Source organism: Kineococcus sp. NBC_00420 (assembly GCF_036021035.1).
In the GTDB taxonomy this organism is placed as follows: Bacteria; Actinomycetota; Actinomycetes; order Actinomycetales; family Kineococcaceae; genus Kineococcus.
Map to the genome: position 1 here is coordinate 568834 of NZ_CP107930.1, position 20383 is coordinate 589216.

Consider the following 20383-nt stretch of genomic DNA (forward strand, 5'->3'; position numbering starts at 1 on the left):
CTCAGCCGCCGTGCGAGAGCAGCGACGGGATCTGGTCGTAGAGCGCGGTGGTGAAGGAGGTCATCTCGTGCAGCATCCACTTGCCGCACACCACGATCGCGACGCCCACGGCGATGGCCTTGGGGACGAAGGCGATCGTCTGCTCCTGCAGCTGGGTCACGGACTGGAACAGCGAGATGCCGAAGCCGACGGCCAGCGCGGTCAGCAGCATGGGGGCGCAGAGCTTGGCAGCGAGGACGAGAGCGGTCATCCCGATGTGGATGACGGTCACGTCGGTCATCGCGGTGCCTTCCTGTCGGGAGGGTGGTGCGGGGGTGTTCACGCTTCTGGCGTAGTTCTCGGCCGATCGGGTGAGGTTCTTGAATCGGGCTCAGGAGGACGTTGGGTCGGGTTCGGGCCCGGACGCGCCACAGGGTGGTGTCCTCGGACACTCCGTTCGCGCGGGTTCACGCAGACCCTCACGGGGCTGCACCAGCGCTCACTTCGGACATCCGACGACACCACCCTGTGGTGCGTCCTTTCAGGTCACCTCGCGTGGTTCAGCCCGCGTAGGAGCTCACCAGGGCCTTGATGATCAGGCCCCAGCCGTCGACCATCACGAAGAGGAGGAGCTTGAAGGGGAGGGAGACGGTCACCGGGGGGAGCATCATCATGCCGAGGCTCATCAGGGCTCCTGAGACGACGATGTCGATCACCAGGAACGGGATGAAGATGACGAAGCCGATGATGAAGGCGCTGCGCAGCTCGGAGAGCGCGAAGGCGGGGACGAGGGTCGTCAGCGGGGTGGCCTCGCGGGTGGCGGGCAGGTCACGCTTGGCGGCCTTGGTCATCAGGGCCAGTTCCTCGGGCCGGGTCTGCTTGAGCATGAACTGCTTCAGCGGCTCGCTGCCGTCGGTGAAGGCGACCGTCGCGGTCTTGTCGCCCTTGAGGTAGGGCTGGATCGCGGCGTCGTTGATCGCGCTGAAGGTGGGGGCCATCACGAACATCGTGAGGAAGAGCGCGAGGCCGGCCAGCACCTGGTTGGGCGGGGTGCCCTGCAGGCCGAGCGCGTTGCGCGTCAGGCCCAGGACGATGAGGATCTTGGTGAAGCAGGTCGTGAGCAGCAGCAGCGCGGGGGCGACCGAGAGGATCGTCAGGGCGATGATGACGGTGACGGACTGGCTGGGTTTGCCGCTGACGCCGTTGATGTCCAGGGACACCGAACCGGGGGCGGCCGGGGTGGTCGGGGCCACCGGGTCGGCCGGCGCCACGGCACCGGCGGGACTGCCCGCGCTCACACCCGTCACGTAGGCGACAGGGGCGGCGGCGGAGACGCTGAGCGGGGCGAGGGCGGAGGTGGCGGCCTGAGCGGACGCGGCACCTCCGGCGATCAGTCCACCGGACAGCACCAGCGCCGCGGCCAGGGTGCGGGCACGGGAGTTCTTCACCTGCGGGTCGTCCTCTCACGCAGAACGTCGACTGCCTTGGTCCAGGTGGCCGGCGACAGGGCCGAACCGGTGACGCCCGGCTGGGGGGCGTGGCGCGCGGGGAGCTTCGCGGCGACGGTCTCGCCGTCCTTGCGCAGATACCGCTCCCCGACGTTCGGCTGGGCCGCAACGACTTCCGGTCCGTCCGTGACGTCCACCGTGGAGGGTTCCACGGTGATGTCCCCTACCTCGACACCTTCGGCGATTTCCTTGAGTTCACCCGTCCGGGCGAACACGGAGGCGACATCGGTCTCGCCGAGCAGGTTCACGCCGGCGTCGGAGACCCCGACGACCAGGGCCCGGTCGCCGACCTTGATGAGGGCGACGGCGGCCTTCGCGCCGAGGCTCTGCTTGGCCAGGACGGAGAAGTCCGCCCCGCCGGTCACGCCGCCCTGACGGCGACGCAACCAGCGCGAGATCAGGTAGAGGAGGCCGAGCACCGCGACCAGCGAGATGCTCGTGCGGGCGATCGCGGCGACGGCGTCCATCAGGCGCCGGCCTCCGGGGTGACGATCTCGGTGATGCGGATGGCGTAGTCCTCGTCGACGACGACGACCTCGCCGCGGGCGATGAGCTGACCGTTGACCAGGATGTCCGCGGGGCTGCCGGCGGCGCGGTCCAGCTCGACGACGGAGCCGGGGGTCAGGGCCAGCAGGTCCTGCACGGTCATGCTGGTGCGCCCGAGCTCGACGGTGACGTCCATCTGCACGTCGCGCAGCAGGTCCATCGTGCGGGGGCGGCTCGCCGCGGGCGACGACGACGCCGACGCCGAGGCGGTGGGCTGCGGGGTGTCGTTCTGGGCGGTGAGGGTCAGCCCGATCAGGGCCAGGGTCTCCCCGCCGGCGCCGATCACCGCGACGGCACCGCCGTCGAGCTGGGACAGGGCCTGCGCCGGGTCACCCTCGACGCCCGCGTCCAGGGTGCACTGCCCGAGGGAGTGCACGACGGTCTCCAGGGCCGGGCGCAGGGCGTCGACGGGGTCGAGGGCGCCCTCGGGGCTCATGAGGAGGGTGTTGAGGGTCTCCTCGCCGACGACGACGGTGACGCGGCCGTTGGCGGCACCGGCGAAGTTCGCGGAGACCGCGATGCCCTCCTCGCCGAGGTCGGGGGCCTGGGCGACGGTCACGACACCGGTGATGGTGCCGGGCGCCGAGAGCGGGAGGACGGCGAGCGCAGCCTGGGCGGCCTCACGCAGCGTGGCGGTCAGGTCGGTGTGGGTTGCGGTGCTCATCGTGCGTTCTCCTCGGGGGTCGGGACGATCAGGCAGGCGAGTCGGGGTCCGCGGCTACCGGCCACGGCGGAGGCGACGTGGGCGCCCTGGGCGACCACCTCGAGGGGCTCGTCGGCGCGTTGCGGCAGCCGCAGCACGTCACCGGGGATGAGCGAGAGGATCTCGTCGGGACGCATCTGCGCCGCCTTCATCCGGACCGAGACGTCCACCGGGATGTGCTCGAGGTGGTCGTCGAGGCGGTCGCGCATGAGGCGCCGGATCCGCAGTTCCTCGGGGCTGGCGACCCGCAGTTCCGCCGCGGTCAGCGCCGCGGACAGCGGGTCCAGCGGCATCGCGAGCGTCGCGGTGCCGGCGACCCCGTCCACCTCGAGGTGGAAGGAGGACACGATCATCACGTCGGTCGCGGCGGCGGCCTGGGCGAAGGCCGGGTTCTGGTCGATCGCCGTGAGCTTCGGCTTGAGGTCCACGACCGTCACCAGCGAGGAGGCCAGTTCGACGAGCGTGCGTTCGACCATCCCGCGGGCCAGGACGGCCTCGATGTCGGTCAGCTGCCGGTTGGGCTGCTCGTTGTGGCCGCTGCCCCCGAGCATCCGCTCGATGCAGGAGAGCACGAAGGCGATGTCGAGGTGCAGGACGCCCGCCCCGGTCAGCGGCTCGGGGTCGAAGACGGCCATCACGGTCGGCAGCGGCAGCGACGCGGCGTACTCGTCGTAGCTGTACTGCTGGATGCCGTCGAGTTCGACCTGCACGGTGGTGCGCAGGGTGGAGGACAGCAGCGTCGCCCACTGACGGCAGAAGCCCTCGTAGGTGATCTCGAGCACGCGGGCGTGCTGACGGGACAGCTTGGTCGGCCGTCGGAAGTCGTACGGGACGGGAACACCGCGTCGCCGGGAGCGACGGGTGCCTGTCCGCTCGGCGGTACTGGGGGTCTCGGCTGCCACGAGCCCTCTATCGGCACGAATGGCCGTCACCCTTTAGCGCGAGCCCGAACGGGTGGTTCTGGGCGTTGCGGCTCAAGGGTTCGCCCCGACGCGAAGGGGCCGACGGGCAGGACGACGGCCGGCGTCCACCGGCTCGACGGGGTGCCCGGGGCCGGGAGTCCCGGTGCCCTCAGACCCCGGACCAGCGACCTGGGTCGGGTCGTGGGGTGACCTGTGCGTGACCTGGGAGGTGCGTGGACGTCCTTCAGGTCGCCTTCAGCCGGTTCGACCCACACTCGGAACCGGAACGACACCGGTGAGGTCCCCACCCACGAACCCCTCGGAGCACTGCATGACCCTCACGACGTCACCGGGCACCCGGTCACAGCCCGGTCGTCCGCCCGGTCCCCCCACGGACCGCGCCCGACGCGACCGGGGCGTGCGTCTCGCCGCGGGCTGCTCGCTGTGGGGTTCCCTGCTGCTCGTCACCTACTGGTGGGCCGCCGACCGCGGACTGCAGGACCTCACCGGCTGGGCCGACGCCCTGACCTCGCTGGGACGGCTGTCCGGCCTGGTCGCCTCGGTGCTGCTGCTGGCCCAGGTGTTCCTCATGGCCCGCGTCCCGGTCCTGGAGGCCGCGTTCGGGCAGGACCGCCTCGCCCGGGTGCACCGGTGGGTGGGCTTCTGCTCCTTCGACCTGATGCTCGCCCACATCGTCACGATCACCTGGGGCTACGCCGGCGGGGAACTGACCCAGACCCCCGCGACCGGGTGGAACCTCCTGGTCGAGGAACCCGGCGTGCTGCTCGCCGGGGCGGGAACCCTCGCCCTGGTCGCCGTGGTCGTGACCAGCGTCCGCGCCGCCCGGCGCCGGCTGCGCTACGAGTCGTGGCACCTGATCCACCTCTACGCCTACCTCGGCGTCGGCCTGGCCCTCCCGCACCAGTTGTGGACAGGTCAGGAGTTCACCGGTCACCCCGCCCGGACGGTGTTCTGGTGGGCCGCCTGGGGGGCGACGATGGCAGCCGTCCTCGTGTTCCGGGTCTCGCTGCCATTGCTGCGCAACCGGAGTCTGGGCCTGCGCGTCACCTCCGTCGTGGCGGAGGCCCCCGACGTCGTGTCCGTCGTGATGACCGGACGGAACCTGCACCGGTTGCCCGTCGAGGCCGGGCAGTTCCTCGGGTTCCGCTTCCTGGACGGACCGGGCTGGATGCGCAACCACCCCTACTCCCTCTCCGCCGCCCCGGACGGCCGCCGGCTGCGGATCACCGTCCGCACCACCGGTGACGGCGGTCGCCGGCTGCGGAACCTGCGACCCGGGACGAGGGTCCTCGTGGAAGGTCCCCACGGTCGCCTCTCGGCCCGGGCCCGGACCCGCCGCGACGTCGTCCTCATCGGTGCCGGGGTGGGCATCACCCCCTTGCGGGCCCTGGCCGAAGGCCTCGGCTACGCCCCCGGTGAGGCGGTCCTGCTGCACCGCCACCAGGGGAGACCCCTGTTCGCGCGGGAGTTCGACGTCCTCGCCCGCGACCGCGGCCTGCGGGTGGTGGACCTCCCCGGTCCGCGCCGCACCGAGGGGTCCTGGCTGCCCGCCGGCACTCCCCCGATCGACGACGTGACTGCACTGCGTCACCTCGTCCCCGACATCGCCGGGCGCGACGTCTACGTCTGCGGTCCGGCGGGATGGACCGCAGACGTGCGCCGCGCCGCCACCGCCGCCGGGGTCCCGGCCGAGCGGTTCCACTGCGAAGACTTCGGATGGTGAACCGCGTGACCCGAGAAACTCCCCCGCGCGAACCCGGCGAGGGTGGCTCCACCCGCCGCATCGTCGTCGCCGGCATGAGCACCGTGACGGTGCTCGTCCTCCTCTTCGGCTACCACACCTCCACCGAGGGGGCCTCCTCGACGAGCACCGCGGTCGTGTCCCCCGCCATCGCGGGAACCACGGGTTCGAGCGTCACGGGTTCGAGCGGCACGGCGACCTCGGGCGGCACCTCGACGACCGCCTCGGCGACGTTCACCGGTTCCGCCGCCGACACCAGGTGGGGACCGGTGCAGGTGGAGATCACCGTGGCCAGCGGCGAGATCACCGCGGTCGACGTCGTGGAGCACCCCAGCGGGAACGGCAGGGACCAGGAGATCAACGCCCGAGCCCTCCCCACCCTCGTGCAGGAGACCCTGTCCGCGCAGAACGCCTCGATCGACATGGTCAGCGGAGCCACCGTGACCAGCACCGGGTACCTCACCTCCCTGCAGAGCGCGCTGGACCAGGCCGGACTGTGAGCGGGGAGCACGACGCCGCCACCGTCCGCCGGGTCGAGCAGGTCATGGGCTTCCCCGTGAGCCTCGCGATCCGAGGGCGACACCGCGAGGACGCCGCGGGGCGGGACGCCTGGGACGCGGTGCTCGCCTCGTTGCGCGCGGCGGAGGCCGTCTTCAGCCACTACCGCCCGCAGTCGTGGGCCTCGCGGCTGGGGCGCGGGGAGGTCACCGTCGCCGACTGCCCGCCCGAGGTGGCCGAGGTCCTGGCGATCGCGGAGGAGGCCCGTCGCGACTCCCGCGGCGCCTTCGACGTCCACCGCCCGGGAGCGGACGGGGTGCGTCGCCTCGACACCGCCGGCGTCGTGAAGGGCTGGGCCCTGGAACGCGCCGCGGTCTGGCTGACGGGTCTGCCGGACACCGACTCCTGTCTCTCCGGGGGAGGTGACGTGCTCTGCCACAACGCCTCCCCCGGGTCCCCGCCCTGGCACATCGGCATCGAGGACCCCGCCGATCCCCGGCGGATCATCGCCACCGTGGCGATCGCGAACGGCGCGATCGCCACCTCGGGCACCGCGCACCGGGGTGCGCACCTCGTCGACGCCCGCACCGGCGTCGCGCCCACCGCGGTGGCCCAGGTGAGCGTGATCGCGCCGTCGCTGACCCGCGCCGACGTCGACGCGACCGCGGCCTACGCCCTCGGTCCCGACGCCGCCCGCTGGCTCGGCGGTCGGCCCGGGACGTCGGGACTCGTCGTGTGGGCCGACGGGACCACGGAGGTCGTCGCCGACCCGTGACGGGGGTGAGAGGGGTGAGAGGGGGTGAGAGGGGTACTGCCAGGGCATCCCACCGCCCGGCGAGCCCCCCTACGGTGGGTTCGTGCGCCACCGTGACGAGGTCGAGGAAATGCCCACGGCGGGTGTTCCCCCGGCACCGGAACCCCCCGACTCCCCCCACGCCCGCGTCGTGATCACCATCGCGTCGCTGGGGTTCTTCCTCATCACCCTCGACATCTCGATCGTCAACGTCGCCCTGTCGGCGATCCGCGCGGAACTCGGCGGTGGGGTGACGGGCCAGCAGTGGATCATCGACGGCTACACCCTGCTGTTCGCGTGCCTTCTGCTGTTCGCCGGGAACCTCTCCGACCGGATCGGCGCCAAACGTGCCCTCGCGCTGGGCGTCGTCGTCTTCACGATCACCTCAGCGGCCTGTGCGGCAGCTCCGTCGGCGGGGGCGCTGATCGCCGCGCGGTGCGCGCAGGGAGCCGGCGCGGCGATCATGCTGCCCGCGTCCATGGCCCTGGTCCGGGAGGCGTTCCCCGAGCCGGGTCGCCGGGCCCGGGCCCTGGGGATCTGGGCCGTCGGCGGAGCGGTCGCCGGCCTGCTCGGTCAGCCCCTCGGCGGTTTCCTCACCTCGCTGGACTGGCGTTGGGTGTTCCTGGTCAACGTGCCGGTCTGCGGGGGGATGCTCGTCTTCCTCACCCGGGTCGCGACCTCGCCGCGCCGACCGAGCCCCTTCGACGTGGCCGGTCAGGTCCTGGCCGTGCTCGGGTTGTCCGCCCTGGTGTTCGGGTTGATCGACGGCGGTCACCGGGGTTTCACGTCACCGACCGTGGTGGCGAACCTGGTCCTCGCCGTCGCGGCGATCGCCGGGTTCATCGTCGTCCAGGCCCGCGCCGCGCACCCGATGGTGCCGCTCGACCTCTTCCGCGCCCGCGGGGTGCGGATCGCGCTGCCGGTGGGTTTCGCCTTCATGGTCGGCAACTTCGGCAACGTGTTCGTCGTGAGCCTCTACCTGCAGCAGCACCTGGGGTTGACCCCGTTGCGGGCGGGACTGGTCTTCGTGCCGTCGGCGGTCCTCGCCGTCGCGGGGAACCTGGCGAGCGGACCGGTCACGAACCGCTTCGGCGCGCGGGTCCCCGTGGTCGCCGGTTTGACGTCGATGGTCGCGGGGTTGCTCGGGCTGGCCGCCACGGTCGGGGCCGGCTCGGTCGGGTGGACGGCGCTCTGCGTCTGCTTCTTCGGGGCGGGTGGTTCGCTGGCGATGCCCTCGGTGACCTCGGTCGTCCTGGAGGGCGTCGCGCCGGAGCGGTCCGGCACGGCCAGCGCGGTGTTCAACACCTTCCGCCAGATCGGCGGTGCGGTCGCCATCGCCGTCTTCGGCGCCCTGGTGTCCGGCGAGTTCCTCGCGGGTGCCCGCGCCAGTTTCCTGATCTCCGCGGCGCTGCTCCTGGGCGCTGCGCTGCTGAGTCTCCGCGTCCCCACCCGAACCGTCTGAGGAGAAACCCGTGCACACCCGAACCCTCGGCCCGCAGGGCCCCGCCGTCTCCGCGATCGGCCTGGGCTGCATGACCACCACCGGCGGCTACGGCGCCACCCCCGACCGGGCGGAGATGCTCGCCCACGTCCGCTCCGCGGTGGACCTCGGCGTGACGTTCTTCGACACGGCCGAGATCTACGGCCCGCACGCCAACGAGGAACTCGTCGGCGAGGCCCTCCGCGACGTCCTCGCCGATCGGGACGACGTCGTGATCGCCACGAAGTTCGCCCAGCACGTCGACCCCGCCACCCGGACCGCGACCGGGCGGATGCTGCGACCGGACGAGGTCGCGGCCGCCGCCGACGGTTCCCTGCAGCGCCTCGGGGTCGAGGCGATCGACCTGTACTACCAGCACCGGGTCAACCCGGAGTTCCCGATCGAGGAGTTCGCGGGTGCCGTCGCGGACCTCGTCGCCGCGGGCAAGGTGAAGCACTACGGGCTCTCCGAGGCGGCCGCCGACACCATCCGCCGGGCGCACGCCGTGCACCCGGTGACGGCGGTCCAGAGCGAGTACTCGCTCTGGTGGCGTCGCCCCGAGGAAGCCGTCCTCGGCGTGTGCGCCGAACTCGGCGTCGGGTTCGTGCCCTTCAGCCCCCTCGGCAAGGGTTTCCTCACCGGGACCATCGCCACCGGGACCTCGTTCGCCGAGGGGAGCGACCTGCGCGCCAGCATCCCCCGCTTCGCGGCGGCGGCCCAGCAGCAGAACGCCGCCGTGGTGGACCTCGTGCGGCGCTTCGCCGAGCGGAAGGGCTGCACACCCGGCCAGATCGCCCTGGCCTGGCTGCTGGCCCGCCAGCCGTGGATCGTCCCCATCCCCGGGACCACCAACCCGGGGCGGCTCCGCGAGAACGTCGCCGCGGCCGAAGTCACCCTCACACCCGAGGAGGTGGAGGAGCTGTCCCGGCAGTCGGCCGCCCTCGAGATCGAGGGTGGCCGCTACCCGGACTGGCTGGAGGCGCAGACGAACCTGTGACTCGGTCGTCACCGACGCCGATCCCGACGCCGGGGCCGGCGCAGTTCCGGGGGTGCGCTCGAGACGCCGACACCGAGCATCACCAGCACCGTCACCGGAGGTAGCCACCACACCGGGAACCCCACCGCACGACCGCCGACGATGAGCAGGACCATCGCCGCGATCCCCACGACCATCCGCCAGTCATCACCGATGACGAGGTCGCGGACGACGTCCAGGACCACGCGCAGCGCCTTCACGACCCGGCCCGCGCGGACGCGTCCACGCGCGGGGTCCGCGCACGCAGCAGCAGCGTGTACCCGACGGCGAGGCAGGCGGTGAACGCGACGAGCACCGGCAGGGCGGCGTCGGCACCCGGCCAGAGCACCCCGGCGCCCTCACCGCTCCAGAACATCCCGAAGGAGGTCAGCAGCACGCCGACGACGAACTTCAGCTGGTTCTCGGGCACCCGCGACAACGGGCCCCGGACCAGGAGGCCGGCGACGGTGACCACGAGGACCGCCGCCGCGGCCCCCAGCGCGGCCAGCCCGATGCGTCCGGCGTTGGCCCCGAAGGTCAGGACGATGAAGACCACCTCGAGACCTTCGAGGAGGACGGCCTTGAAGCAGAGGGTGAACGCGTAGGCGTCGACGCCGTCCGACGTCGCGATCGCCTGCGAGCGTGCCGCCGCCGCGTGGGCGGCGAACAGGGCTGCCTCGTCGTGCAGGGCCTTGCGCCCGGAGGCGCGCAGGACCGCCTTGCGCAGCCACTGCAGCCCGAAGACCAGCAGCAGCGCCCCCACGAGCAGTCGGAGCACCTGCAGGGGAACCACCGTCAGCGCGGGCCCGAGGCCCACCACGAGCACGGCCAACGCGGCGAGACCCGCGAGGACGCCGAGTCCGCCGGAGCGCCAGCCCCGCGTCACGCCCACGGCGAGGACCACGGTGAGCGCCTCGACGGCTTCGACGGTGCTGGCCAGGAAGACGGAGAGGAAGAGCGCGGAGGTTGCGGTCACGGATGCTCCTGGCTCGGTGCGGGCGGACTCCCGATCAGCTGCGGTCCCCGCCGGCGTCGCCGGGCAGGGACTCGGTGGCGACCCGGGGCGACGACGACGGCGCAGCACGGCGCACCGGCACGTCCGCGGAACCATCCGGGACCCCTCCGGTCTGCTCCTGAACGTCGCTGCGTTTCACCGCCAGGTAGGCCACCAGGGCGACGATCACGACGAGCGCGACGAGGGTCACCGGGCCGTCCCCGAGACCGACACCCCCTCCGACGGAGGGTTCCTTCGCCAGCCAGTCCGCGAAGGAGGCCCCCAGCGGGCGGGTCAGCACGTAGGCCACCCAGAACGTCGCGACCGGGTTCGCTCCGAGTCGCCACGCCACGAGGGGAACCGCGATGGCGACCGCGAAGAGCAATCCCGAGGGCAGGAAGCCGAGGTGCATCGTCAACCCGGTCAGGTCCCCGACCGCCGTCCCCAGCGCGAAGGTCGCGACGACGGTGGCCCAGTAGAACCGTTCCCTGCGGGCCGTCGTGATGCTGTGGATGTCGAGGGTTCCCTCGCTGCGCCGCCACCAGGTGAACAGGACGATGACCACGACCCCGTAGAACGCCGAGGTCACGTAGTAGGACAGGCCGGTCACCACGTGCAGCACGTCGGCGACGATCGTCCCAAAGACGGCGATCATCGCGACGGCGAACCAGTAGCGGAGCGCCTGGTAGCGCGTCGCGCGCAACTGCCACCACAGGGCGAGGGCGAACCCCCCGACGCCGACCACCCCGCCGAGGACGAGGTTCGTCGTGCCGAGGAAGTCCGAGGCCGCCTCTCCCATGCCGGTGGTGAGCACCTTCACCACCCAGAAGAGGACGGTGATCTCGGGCACCTTCGCCGCGACCGGGGGACGCGCGCAGGGGAAGCGCTTCAGGGGCGTGCGGGCCATGGGGCGTCGTCTCCAGACAGGGGGTGGGCGTGGCGGCGGCGTTCGCGGGTTCCCCCCCATGCTGCCTGCGAGTCGCTGAACCGCGGCTGAGAGCGGTCAGCGGCGTGAGGTGGTTCCTCGCCGCGACCTCAGCAGTTCCACCAGCACCGGCAGCAGCGAGACCACCACGACGACGGCGATGATCGGCAGCAGGTAGGCGTCGATCCCGGGGATCTGCCCACCGAGCACGTGTCCGGCGAGAGTGACCCCGAGGGCCCAGAGGAGCCCCCCGACGCACTGCCACAGGGTGAAGGTGCGGGCCGGGACGCCCACCGTCCCCGCGAGGGGGTTCATCAGCGTCCGGACCACCGGGATGAACCGCGCGAGGACGATCGCCTTGCCGTGCCCGTAGCGTTCCAGGACGGCGCGGGCGCGCTGCACCCCCGCGTAGCGCCGGCGGTGCTCAGGACGCTCCAGCAGAGCCGGACCCGCGGCCCGGCCGATGAGGTAGCCGACCTCCGCCCCCAGCAGGGCCCCGCCGACCGCGGCCAGGAGCACCGGGACCAGGGACAGGTGGACCGAGGAGCTGACACCCGTCGCCGTGAGCAGCCCGGCGGTGAAGAGGAGCGAATCGCCGGGGAGGAAGAACCCCACGAGCAACCCGGTCTCGGCGAAGAGGATCACGAAGACCCCCAGGATCCCGAAGGACGACAGCAGGTGCTGGGGGTCCAGCAGCGCGCTCACGACGACAACGAGGAGGAGGACGACGAGGCGGCCGGGGCGCCGCGCCGGTCGGGGGCGTCGACCCTGCTGACACTCAGGTAGACCACCACCGCCAGGATCGCCGCGAGGAACAGGACGCTGGTCACCGTGGTCCCCAGACCGAGACCGCCGTCGGCCCGGTCCTGCGACAGCAGGTCACCCAGGGACGCGCCCAGCGGGCGGGTCAGGACGTAGGCCGCCCAGAACGTCCCGACGGCGTTCAGGTGCAGCCCGAAGCGCAGCACGGCCACCACGGCGATCGCGACGGCGAACAGGACGACGGAAGCGAGGTAGCCGATGCCGGTCGTCTCGGCCACGAAGTCACCGGCCGCGGTGCCCAGGGCGAAGGTGAAGAGGATGGTGAGCCAATAGAAGGCTTCCCGCCGGGGGCTGTCGATCGCGTGGATGGACAGCGTGCCCTCGACCCGGTGCCACGTCAGGAACGTCGCGGTCAGCAGGACCGCGAAGACGATCGTGGAGGCCAGGAGCGGCACCCCGAGACCGTCGGTGAGGTTGTCGGTGAGCAACGTCCCCACGACGCTGATCAGAACCACGGCCAGCCAGTAGACCGGGGGCCGGTAGCCACGGCTGCGGAACTGCACCACGAGCACGACCGCGAGCAGCACCGTCATGACGATGCTGGTCGCGGTGAGACCGAAGCCGAGAGTCTCGTTCAGGTAGTCCGCCGCGGTCTCCCCCACCGTGGTGGCCAGCACCTTGACGATCCAGAAGAACGCGGTGACCTCGGGAACCTTGTTCGCCGCCGTGCGCAGGGCGGCACCGGTGCCGCCCCGGGGTCCCCGGCGAGCAGGAGTCTGTGTCATGTCCCCAGGGTGGCGGGAGTGTGCTGAACCTCCGCTGAGCGCCTCGACCATCATCTCGTCCACGCAGGTCAGGACGGTGCAGGTGCTGCTGACCGAGGTCGGGTCTGCCCCTGCTGACCGCCGGCCTGCTGGGATCGATGGGCCGGATCACCTCCAGCGTCGACAACGGGCGATGGAGAGTCTCCGGTGCACGTTGCCGCGCGAACTGCTGAACCCGCAGGTCGTGGTCCACGAAACGGAACTGGGGACAGCACCGTTCGAGCGGAACGGGGTGTTGTGTTCTGCGAACCCGTCGACGTCGTTCCGGCGTCGGTTGCCGCAAACCTGTCGAGCACGAAGCCCTCCCCACCACAGTGACTGCCAGCCACTCAGGTCGATGAGAAACCCTGCGTTCCCGGAGTTCACCCCTGCGGGGCTTCGCGGTAATGGGCGTGTCGACGTTGTCACCCTTGCGATTGCCTGACGATCAAACCTCGACCAAGAGGTCCTCACCATTGATCCGCAATGCCACCATCGGCACCAGTGCCTCCGATCAGGAGAGTCCGTCCTGAGCCAACCGTTGTCAGCAGAAGTTCAGGATCAAATGCAGTGGAGCGAGTTCCCAGAAGCGGGTCGAGGGTAGCCTCCTCTACCTGGCGCGGTACAAGAGGGACCCATACTCTTCTGCTCATGCACCACTTTCCGGACGACCGTCGGGCCCGGTCGGAGTACGTTCACCCCTGAAGCGGGAGAATCCCGAGCCTGCCCATCCCCCAGGGGACGAACCACCCGGTCACCGGGGCAGGCGCAGGCTCGCCACGTGGTCCTGGCGCCACACCAGCCTGTGCGAGCCAGGCTCGGACCGCCCCAGCGGTGCGCCCCCGCAGCGAGAAGTCCTGTCACCACCACTGCCGAGAGGGCGAAACACCATGACCGACCACTCCAGGTACTCCGAAGTCCTCGAGGGGGCGTGCCCCTTCGGTGGGAACACGATCGGCGGCGCACAGACCTCCAAGCCGACGCTCTCGGACTGGTACCCCGAACGACTACGGGTCGAACAGCTGCATCGCGACGCCGTCATGGCCAACCCACTGGCAGACCTGGACTACCCCGCTGCCTTCGCCACGATCGACTTCGACGAGCTCAAGGCCGACATCAAGGCTCTGCTCACCACCTCCGTGTCGTGGTGGCCCTCGGACTACGGCAACTACGCACCGCAGATGATCCGCATGGCCTGGCACGCGGCGGGCACCTACCGCATCGCCGACGGACGCGGCGGCGCCGGCCGGGCGATGCAGCGGTTCGCACCCATCAGCAGCTGGTGGGACAACGGCAACACCGACAAGTCCAGGCGCCTGCTGTGGCCGCTCAAGCAGAAGTACGGAAGCGCTCTGTCCTGGGCGGACCTGATGATCCTCACCGGCAACTGCGCGCTGGAGGTCATGGGCTTCCCCACGACCGGTTTCGGCGGCGGGCGCCGCGACGCCTGGGAAGCCGACGACGCCACCTACTGGGGACCGGAGTACATCGACAACACCACCCCGGAGTCCTTCGACGCGATGGTGATGCGCGATGGACGGTGGACCGGCGAGCCGGGGGACGCCGACTACGAGCTCGAGCAGCCACTGGCCGCCTCCCACCAGTCACTCATCTACGTCAACCCCGAGGGGCCCAACGCCAACGGCGACCCCGCCGCTTCGGCGGTCGACATCCGCATCACCTTCGCCCGGATGGCGATGAACGACGAGGAGACCGTCGCCCTCATCGCCGGCGGTCACGCCTTCGGCAAGAGCCACGGTCAGGTCGCGGCCGACAAGATCGGCCCGCCACCGGAGATCGCCCCCATGGAAGCCATGGGCCTGGGTTGGCACAACCCCGAGGGCACGGGTTTCGCGGAGCACACGATGACCAACGGCATCGAGGGCTCCTGGACGCCGAACCCCACCCAGTGGGACAACTCCTACCTGGAGAACCTGTTCCGCTACGAGTGGGAGCAGACCGAGAGCCCCGCCGGTGCCCTGCAGTGGACGCCGGCCGACCCCTCGGCACCCGAGACCCCCGACGCCCACCTCGACGGCGTCACCCACCCGCTCATGATGATGACCAGTGACATCGCCCTGAAGGTCGACCCGGTCTACCGCGAGATCTGCCAGCGGTTCCTGGACGACTTCGACCTCTTCACCCGCGAGTTCTCCAAGGCCTGGCACAAGCTCACCCACCGCGACATGGGTCCCAAGTCGCGCTACCTCGGTCCCGAGGTGGCCGCCCAGGACTTCAGCTGGCAGGACCCGTTGCCCGTCCGTGAACACCCGGTCGTCGACGCGGCGGACGTGGCGCGACTCAAGGACGCTGTCCTGGCCACGGGACTCTCGGTCTCGGACCTCGCCTACACCGCCTTCTCCTCAGCGGTGACCTACCGCGACTCCGACAAGCGGGGCGGCGCCAACGGGGCACGGATCGCGCTGGCACCGCAGAAGGACTGGGCGGTCAACCGCCGCACCGTCCCCGTGGTCGCCGCGCTGCGCGAGGTCACGGACTCCTTCAACGCCGGCGGGTCGGCGAAGGTCAGCCTCGCGGACGTGGTGGTGCTCGGCGGCTGCGTAGCGGTCGAGCAGGCGGCGGCGGCGGCCGGCGTCGCGATGGACGTGCCCTTCACACCCGGGCGGGTCGACGCCACCCAGGAGCAGACCGACGTCACCCAGTTCCAGTGGCTCGCGCCGGTGGTGGACGGTTTCCGCAACTACCTCCAGCCGGACCTCGCTCGGATCACCAGCGTGGCGCCGGAGCAGATGTTCCTCGACAAGGCGGACCTGCTGAACCTCACCGCACCCCAGTGGGTCGTGCTGACCGGGGGGCTGCGCGTCCTGGGCTGCAACCACGACGACTCCTCCGCGGGGGTGTTCACCGACCGGGTCGGCGCGTTGACCACCGACTTCTTCGAGACGCTGACGAGCATGGACTACGTGTGGAACACGTCCGACGCAGCCGGCCGCGAATTCACCCTGAACGACCGCGAGAGCGGTGAGGCGGTCTACCGGGCGACCCGCAACGACCTGGTCTTCGGCTCCAACTCCCAACTGCGCGCCATCGCCGAGGTCTACGCCGCGCGAGACGGTGGCGCACGGTTCGTCCGGGACTTCGTCGCGGTGTGGAACAAGGTGATGATGGCCGACCGCTACGACGTCACGGCATCCCCGGCCCCGGACGGGACAACGATCCTCGGCTGATACCCCCCGGCCTCGTCGAAGATCCGATCCAGCCCGCACGCCCCCGTCACCTCCTGGCGGGGGCGTGCGGAGGGCGCTCATCGGATTGAGGTGTCACCGATCCGTCCTGCGAACGAGTCCTCGAAACTGCCTCGACGCGGATGCCGGCACGATTCTCGCGATCGAGTGGCCAGGACCGTCCCCAAGGCCCCCTTCGGCCATCCACACGGGCAGCCTGCTGCGGGAACCACGACTCAGGGCCCTCCCCCAAAGGACCACGCGTTCGTTTCACGAAGTGACACCTTCGCCAGCCTGGAACTACTATCGTCACAGTAGTAAGCCAGTTTCCTGCTGTCACGCTGTTCAGCAGACTGCACACCCCTCGGGTCAGTGTGCGTTTCTTCGTACCGCAAGGCCCACCCAGAGGAGTGTTCATGTTCGACACCATCGGCGGGCTGCCCGTGCACCCCCTCGTCGTCCACGCTGTGGTCGTCCTGCTACCCCTCGCGGTGCTCGGCACCATCGCCGTCGCCGTCTTCCCTCGGTGGCGGACCCGTTACGCCGGCATCAACGCTCTGGTCGCAGTGGTCGGGACAGCGTTGTGCCCGGTCGCCACCAGCAGCGGCGAGGCACTCGAACACCGCGTGGGTGACCCCGGCCTCCACGCCGAGCTCGGTGACCAGCTCCTCTGGTTCTCGCTGCCCATGGCTCTCCTCGCCCTGATCCTCTGGTGGATGCAGCGCCGCGCCCACGCCGACGTCGACACCGACCGAGAGCTCGGCACCCAGGACCGGGAAGGCCCCGGCTTCCACGGACCCGCCACGACAACGCCTCGTCGTGAGCACCGCCGGCGCAGTGTCCGCGGACTCGGTGTCGTCGCCGTCCTCGCCGTCGTCGCTGCTATCGCTTCGGGTGTTCAGGTCTATCGAGTCGGTGACTCCGGGGCCAAGGCCGTGTGGGCCGACCAGATGACCGCTGCCCCCGCCGCATCCAGCAACGGGTGACGACGACCACCGGGTGAGCCGTCCTCACCAGGAGAGGGCGTCGGGGAAGTCGTTCCGACGCCCTCTGCCGTTGCCGGTACTGCTGGTCGGGACGATGGAGGCGATCGAGTGCCGCCGATGTCCCCACCCGCACCCTGCGTGCTTCCTGATCGCGCCACCCTCGACGGCAATCGCGTACGCCGGCCACTTCGTCGTGAGGGGCGGGGTGCCACTCGCGGCCTGCACGTGCGACGACCCGAGCGCTCTCGAGACCGACCTGCAGAAGCGATCGTGTGCGCACACACGGTGCCGGGGTTCAGCCGGTGATGGAGATCCGGTCCGACGAACTTCGTCACTCGGGGCTCCCCCTCAGAAGGGCTTCGGTCGGCGGCGTCCAGGGTGGCGGAGCCCTGCTCGGAGCCGGTGCGGGAGGATCAGGACCGGTACGGGCCGTCCGAGGTGAGGGAGGTGGTTCCGGTGATCGCAGTAGCGCGGCGCGGGGTCGAGGAGATCGTCCGCTGGTGGCTGGGGGCGGGCGTGCAGGTCCGCTCGACCGTCGCCGCGACCCTGCTGCAGGCCGCCGTCGTCGCGGCGGCGGGAGCGGTCCTGCTGCTCGCCCTGCACAACAACCTCCAGACCAGCATCGACGCCGGCAACCTCGCCACCGCCCAGGGAATCTCCGCCTTCGTCGACCAGGAGATCGCCGGCTCCTCGGCAGCCTCCGTCGACGACGCTCCCGACCGCGACGACCTGCAGGGCGCCATCGACGCCGCCGCCCAGCGCCGAGCAGTGGTCCAGGTCCTCAACGCCGACGGCGCGGTCATCGCCTCCAGCAGCGACCTGCGAGGTTTCCGATCCGTGGCACACCGGATGCCCGCCGTCGGCGGGACCGAGATCTTCCAGGAGGGCTTGCCCTTCGACGACGATCCCTACCGGTTCACCGCTCTGGGTGGCGAAGCCGACGGCACCCGGTTCACCGTCCTCATCGGAGAGTCGCTCGGCACCGGCGAGGACACCCTGCACGCAGCCGAGGTGGCCCTCGCCGTCGCGGGGCCCCTGCTGCTGCTCGCGGTGGCCGGCGCGACCTACCTGTTCATCGGGCGGTCCCTGCGTCCCGTCGCGAAGATCCGTTCCACCGTCGAGGGCATCAGCCTGCGCGACCTCTCCGAACGGGTGCCCGTCCCGCCCGGGAACGACGAGGTCTCCCAGCTCGCGCGGACCATGAACGCCATGCTCGTCGACCTCGACCGGGCCACCACCGCGCAACGGCAGTTCGTCTCCGACGCCAGCCACGAACTGCGCAGTCCGGTCGCCACCCTGCGGGCTGCCGCCGACATCGCCCTCACGGTGCCGAACAGGGCTGACCGCACCGACCTCGCGGTCCTGGTGCGGGGCGAGGCGATGCGACTGGATCGGCTCGTGGCCGACCTGCTGTTGCTGGCCCGGGTCGACGAACACGGCCGGAACTCCGCCGTCACGTCGCGACGTGACGAGGTGGACCTCGACGACCTCGTCACCGCGGAAGCCCGTCGGCTGCGGTCCGCCACGACGCTCGCCGTCTCCGTCCACCGCGAACCGGCCCGGATCATCGGCGACGAGCACGCGTTGTCGCGAGTCCTGCGCAACCTCACCGACAACGCCGCCCGCCACGCCGTGACGGCGGTGTCCATCACTCTGCACCACAACGACTCCACCGCGGTCCTGGACGTGGTCAACGACGGCCCCCCGATCCCCGGCCAGGATCGCGAACGCGTGTTCGACCGGTTCGTGCGCCTGGAGGAGAGTCGTGCCCGCGACCTCGGCGGCACCGGTCTGGGGCTGGCCATCGTCCGCGAGATCGTCCTGGCCCACGGCGGGAGCGTCCGCGTCCTCGACCCCGACGACGGCCCGGGGACGTGCTTCCGGATCGAACTCCCGATCTCGGAGTTCCCGGACTCCCCGGAACTCACGGACTGACGAAGCGGTAGCCCGAACCCCGGATCGTCTCGATGTAGTCGCGACCGACCTTGCGGCGCAGGTACCCGACGTAGACCTCGACGAGGTTCTCGTCACCGTCGTAGAACTCGTCCCAGACGTTCTCGAGGATGTTCGTCTTCGTCAGGACGTCGCCGGCGTGGCGCATGAAGTGGTGCAGCACCTGGAACTCCCGCGCGGTGAGGCGGACCTCCTCGCCGCGCAGGTGGACCCGCTGCTGAGCGGGGTCGAGGGCGAGTTCCCCGGCGCTCAGCGTCGCGGGCCGCTCGGGCGCACCGCGCCGGACCAGCGAACGCAACCGGGCGACGAGGACCTCGAAGGAGAAGGGTTTGCGCAGGTAGTCGTCGGCACCGAGGTCGAACGCGTCGGTCTCGTCGTACTCCCCGTCCTTGGCGGTCAGCATGAGGATCGGGGTCCAGACCTCGCGCGCCCGCAACGTCCGGCACACCTCGTAGCCGTTGAGCACCGGGAGCATGATGTCCAGGACGACGACGTCGAACGCCCCGGCGGTGGCCCGCTCCAACCCGGAACCCCCGTCGTGGACGACCTCGACGCTGAACCCGACCCCGGTCAGCCCCGACGACAGCGTCGCGGCGAGCGTGACCTCGTCGTCGACCAGCAGCACCCGCACCGTCATCCCCCCTGGACCCGTGGTGAAGCGAGTTTGCCACGACTCGCACGGAGGCGACGACACCCAGCGCGAGGAGCACGGCGAGCACCACACCGAGCGCGACCCGGTACCCGGCGAACACGCTGATGCGGTGCCCGGCGACGATCCTCAGCAACCACGCGATGGCCGCCGAGAACGTGTTGCGTCACCTGGTGATCACTGACGGTCGGTCTTCGGCTCGTCGGTGAAGGTGCCGGCCTCGGTGAGACGTCGGACTGCTTCGGCCTCGCTCGGGCCGCGCGGTCGGACGCCTTCGGGTGCGGCCCAATTCGTCAGCTCAGATGGCAGGCGGGAGGTGGGACACCCGGGCTGGGAGAAGCAGCTGACGTCGGCCGGCTCGTCTTCCCCCAACAGTGGCAGGCGCATTCGCAGACCCCACCACACCGACCAGGACGTCGTCGGCGACGACCGACACCTCCCCCAGCGGGAGCTGGGCACCAATGGTGCTGCTCACCGGTCCAGTCCCGGAGGCCACGACGTTGGAGCCCATCCGCAGCTCTACCCGCACCGTGGCCCCCTCCGGATACGTCGATGACGAGCCGATGCAGGCCGCTACGTTCTGGACCTGCGGTGAGGTCGACGCACCGCTACCGGACACGACGGCGCCCACGGCCAGGACGAGTCCCGCGCCCATCTGGATCGTCGGGACCTCGACCTGCCGGCAGTGGTAGCAGTGCTCCCAGGCGTCGTCAGCGCGACACCACCTGTGCTTGCCGCAGTCGCGGTGCCCCGTGTCCGCCACCCCCGCCCAACGAGAACCCGGGGCAGTCGGCAACGCCACCGTGTCCGCCAGCGGTACCGGTGCGCCAGGACCTCGACGTAGCGGGACGATCCTGCGGTCATCCCGCGGTACGGGCGGCTCGGATGGCCTGGGGACGTCAGGGTCGTGTTGATGAGCGAGCGGGCCTCCTGTCGCCGA

Annotated in this window: 19 protein-coding genes; 8 read left to right on the forward strand and 11 right to left on the reverse strand. The window is 70.9% G+C overall.

Features of this window, described 5'->3' with window-relative positions; all coding sequences use genetic code 11:
* Position 1: 1 nt before the first annotated feature.
* The 5 genes from OG218_RS02800 to OG218_RS02820 all read right to left on the reverse strand — a co-directional run bounded on the left by OG218_RS02800 (position 2) and on the right by OG218_RS02820 (position 3638).
* Positions 2-280, reverse strand: coding sequence for a flagellar biosynthetic protein FliQ (locus OG218_RS02800; protein WP_328291679.1), 279 nt, complete (start codon positions 278-280; stop codon positions 2-4).
* Between the two features lie 259 nt (positions 281-539).
* Positions 540-1427 (reverse strand): flagellar type III secretion system pore protein FliP, encoded by an 888-nt coding sequence (fliP, locus tag OG218_RS02805; protein ID WP_328291680.1) that lies wholly within the window; start codon positions 1425-1427, stop codon positions 540-542.
* On the reverse strand, positions 1424-1954 hold the full coding sequence (locus tag OG218_RS02810) for a FliO/MopB family protein (RefSeq protein ID WP_328291681.1): 531 nt from the start codon (positions 1952-1954) through the stop codon (positions 1424-1426). Before OG218_RS02810 ends, fliP begins: the two co-directional genes overlap by 4 nt.
* The gene (gene fliN, locus OG218_RS02815; RefSeq protein WP_328291682.1) at positions 1954-2697 is read right to left on the reverse strand and encodes a flagellar motor switch protein FliN; all 744 of its coding nucleotides are present in this window, start codon (positions 2695-2697) and stop codon (positions 1954-1956) included. Before fliN ends, OG218_RS02810 begins: the two co-directional genes overlap by 1 nt.
* A complete protein-coding gene (locus OG218_RS02820) occupies positions 2694-3638 on the reverse strand; it encodes a flagellar motor switch protein FliM (RefSeq protein ID WP_328291683.1) in 945 nt (314 codons plus the stop codon). The genes fliN and OG218_RS02820 overlap by 4 nt, the downstream gene beginning before the upstream one ends.
* 331 nt (positions 3639-3969) lie before the next feature.
* On the opposite strand from OG218_RS02820, the gene OG218_RS02825 reads away from it, so the two are divergent.
* The 5 genes from OG218_RS02825 (at position 3970) to OG218_RS02845 (ending at position 9168) form a co-directional block, all read left to right on the forward strand.
* Positions 3970-5382 carry a ferredoxin reductase family protein gene (locus OG218_RS02825; RefSeq protein ID WP_442906355.1) on the forward strand — a complete coding sequence of 471 codons (1413 nt, stop codon included), beginning with the start codon at positions 3970-3972 and terminating at the stop codon, positions 5380-5382.
* Positions 5383-5456: 74 nt separating this feature from the next.
* Complete coding sequence (locus tag OG218_RS02830) at positions 5457-5900, forward strand: FMN-binding protein (protein ID WP_442906450.1); 444 nt, start codon at positions 5457-5459, stop codon at positions 5898-5900.
* Positions 5897-6673 (forward strand): FAD:protein FMN transferase, encoded by a 777-nt coding sequence (locus tag OG218_RS02835; protein WP_328291686.1) that lies wholly within the window; start codon positions 5897-5899, stop codon positions 6671-6673. Before OG218_RS02830 ends, OG218_RS02835 begins: the two co-directional genes overlap by 4 nt.
* 82 nt (positions 6674-6755) lie before the next feature.
* A complete protein-coding gene (locus OG218_RS02840) occupies positions 6756-8153 on the forward strand; it encodes an MFS transporter (RefSeq protein ID WP_328291687.1) in 1398 nt (465 codons plus the stop codon).
* 10 nt (positions 8154-8163) lie between these two features.
* Positions 8164-9168 carry an aldo/keto reductase gene (locus tag OG218_RS02845; RefSeq protein WP_328291688.1) on the forward strand — a complete coding sequence of 335 codons (1005 nt, stop codon included), beginning with the start codon at positions 8164-8166 and terminating at the stop codon, positions 9166-9168.
* A gap of 8 nt (positions 9169-9176) precedes the next feature.
* Here OG218_RS02845 and OG218_RS02850 read toward each other — a convergent pair whose 3' ends face one another.
* The 5 genes from OG218_RS02850 to OG218_RS02870 form a co-directional block, all read right to left on the reverse strand.
* Positions 9177-9407 (reverse strand): hypothetical protein, encoded by a 231-nt coding sequence (locus OG218_RS02850; protein ID WP_328291689.1) that lies wholly within the window; start codon positions 9405-9407, stop codon positions 9177-9179.
* Positions 9404-10162 (reverse strand): hypothetical protein, encoded by a 759-nt coding sequence (locus OG218_RS02855; protein ID WP_328291690.1) that lies wholly within the window; start codon positions 10160-10162, stop codon positions 9404-9406. The genes OG218_RS02850 and OG218_RS02855 overlap by 4 nt, the downstream gene beginning before the upstream one ends.
* A gap of 34 nt (positions 10163-10196) precedes the next feature.
* Positions 10197-11087 carry a COG4705 family protein gene (locus OG218_RS02860; RefSeq protein ID WP_328291691.1) on the reverse strand — a complete coding sequence of 297 codons (891 nt, stop codon included), beginning with the start codon at positions 11085-11087 and terminating at the stop codon, positions 10197-10199.
* 96 nt (positions 11088-11183) lie between these two features.
* A complete protein-coding gene (locus OG218_RS02865; protein WP_328291692.1) occupies positions 11184-11810 on the reverse strand; it encodes a DedA family protein in 627 nt (208 codons plus the stop codon).
* Positions 11807-12652 (reverse strand): COG4705 family protein, encoded by an 846-nt coding sequence (locus OG218_RS02870; RefSeq protein WP_328291693.1) that lies wholly within the window; start codon positions 12650-12652, stop codon positions 11807-11809. The genes OG218_RS02865 and OG218_RS02870 overlap by 4 nt, the downstream gene beginning before the upstream one ends.
* 908 nt (positions 12653-13560) lie before the next feature.
* Here OG218_RS02870 and katG point away from each other — a divergent pair.
* The 3 genes from katG to OG218_RS02885 all read left to right on the forward strand — a co-directional run bounded on the left by katG (position 13561) and on the right by OG218_RS02885 (position 18776).
* Positions 13561-15858, forward strand: a complete 2298-nt coding sequence (katG, locus tag OG218_RS02875) for a catalase/peroxidase HPI (RefSeq protein WP_328291694.1) — start codon at positions 13561-13563, stop codon at positions 15856-15858.
* Positions 15859-16271: 413 nt separating this feature from the next.
* Positions 16272-16841, forward strand: a complete 570-nt coding sequence (locus OG218_RS02880; RefSeq protein ID WP_328291695.1) for a DUF2231 domain-containing protein — start codon at positions 16272-16274, stop codon at positions 16839-16841.
* 456 nt (positions 16842-17297) lie between these two features.
* Positions 17298-18776 carry a sensor histidine kinase gene (locus OG218_RS02885; protein ID WP_328291696.1) on the forward strand — a complete coding sequence of 493 codons (1479 nt, stop codon included), beginning with the start codon at positions 17298-17300 and terminating at the stop codon, positions 18774-18776.
* On the opposite strand, the gene OG218_RS02890 is transcribed toward OG218_RS02885, so the two are convergent.
* Entirely contained in the window at positions 18766-19425 is a 660-nt protein-coding gene (locus OG218_RS02890; protein WP_442906451.1) for a response regulator transcription factor, read from the reverse strand. The genes OG218_RS02885 and OG218_RS02890 overlap by 11 nt on opposite strands.
* Positions 19426-20383: the final 958 nt, after the last annotated feature.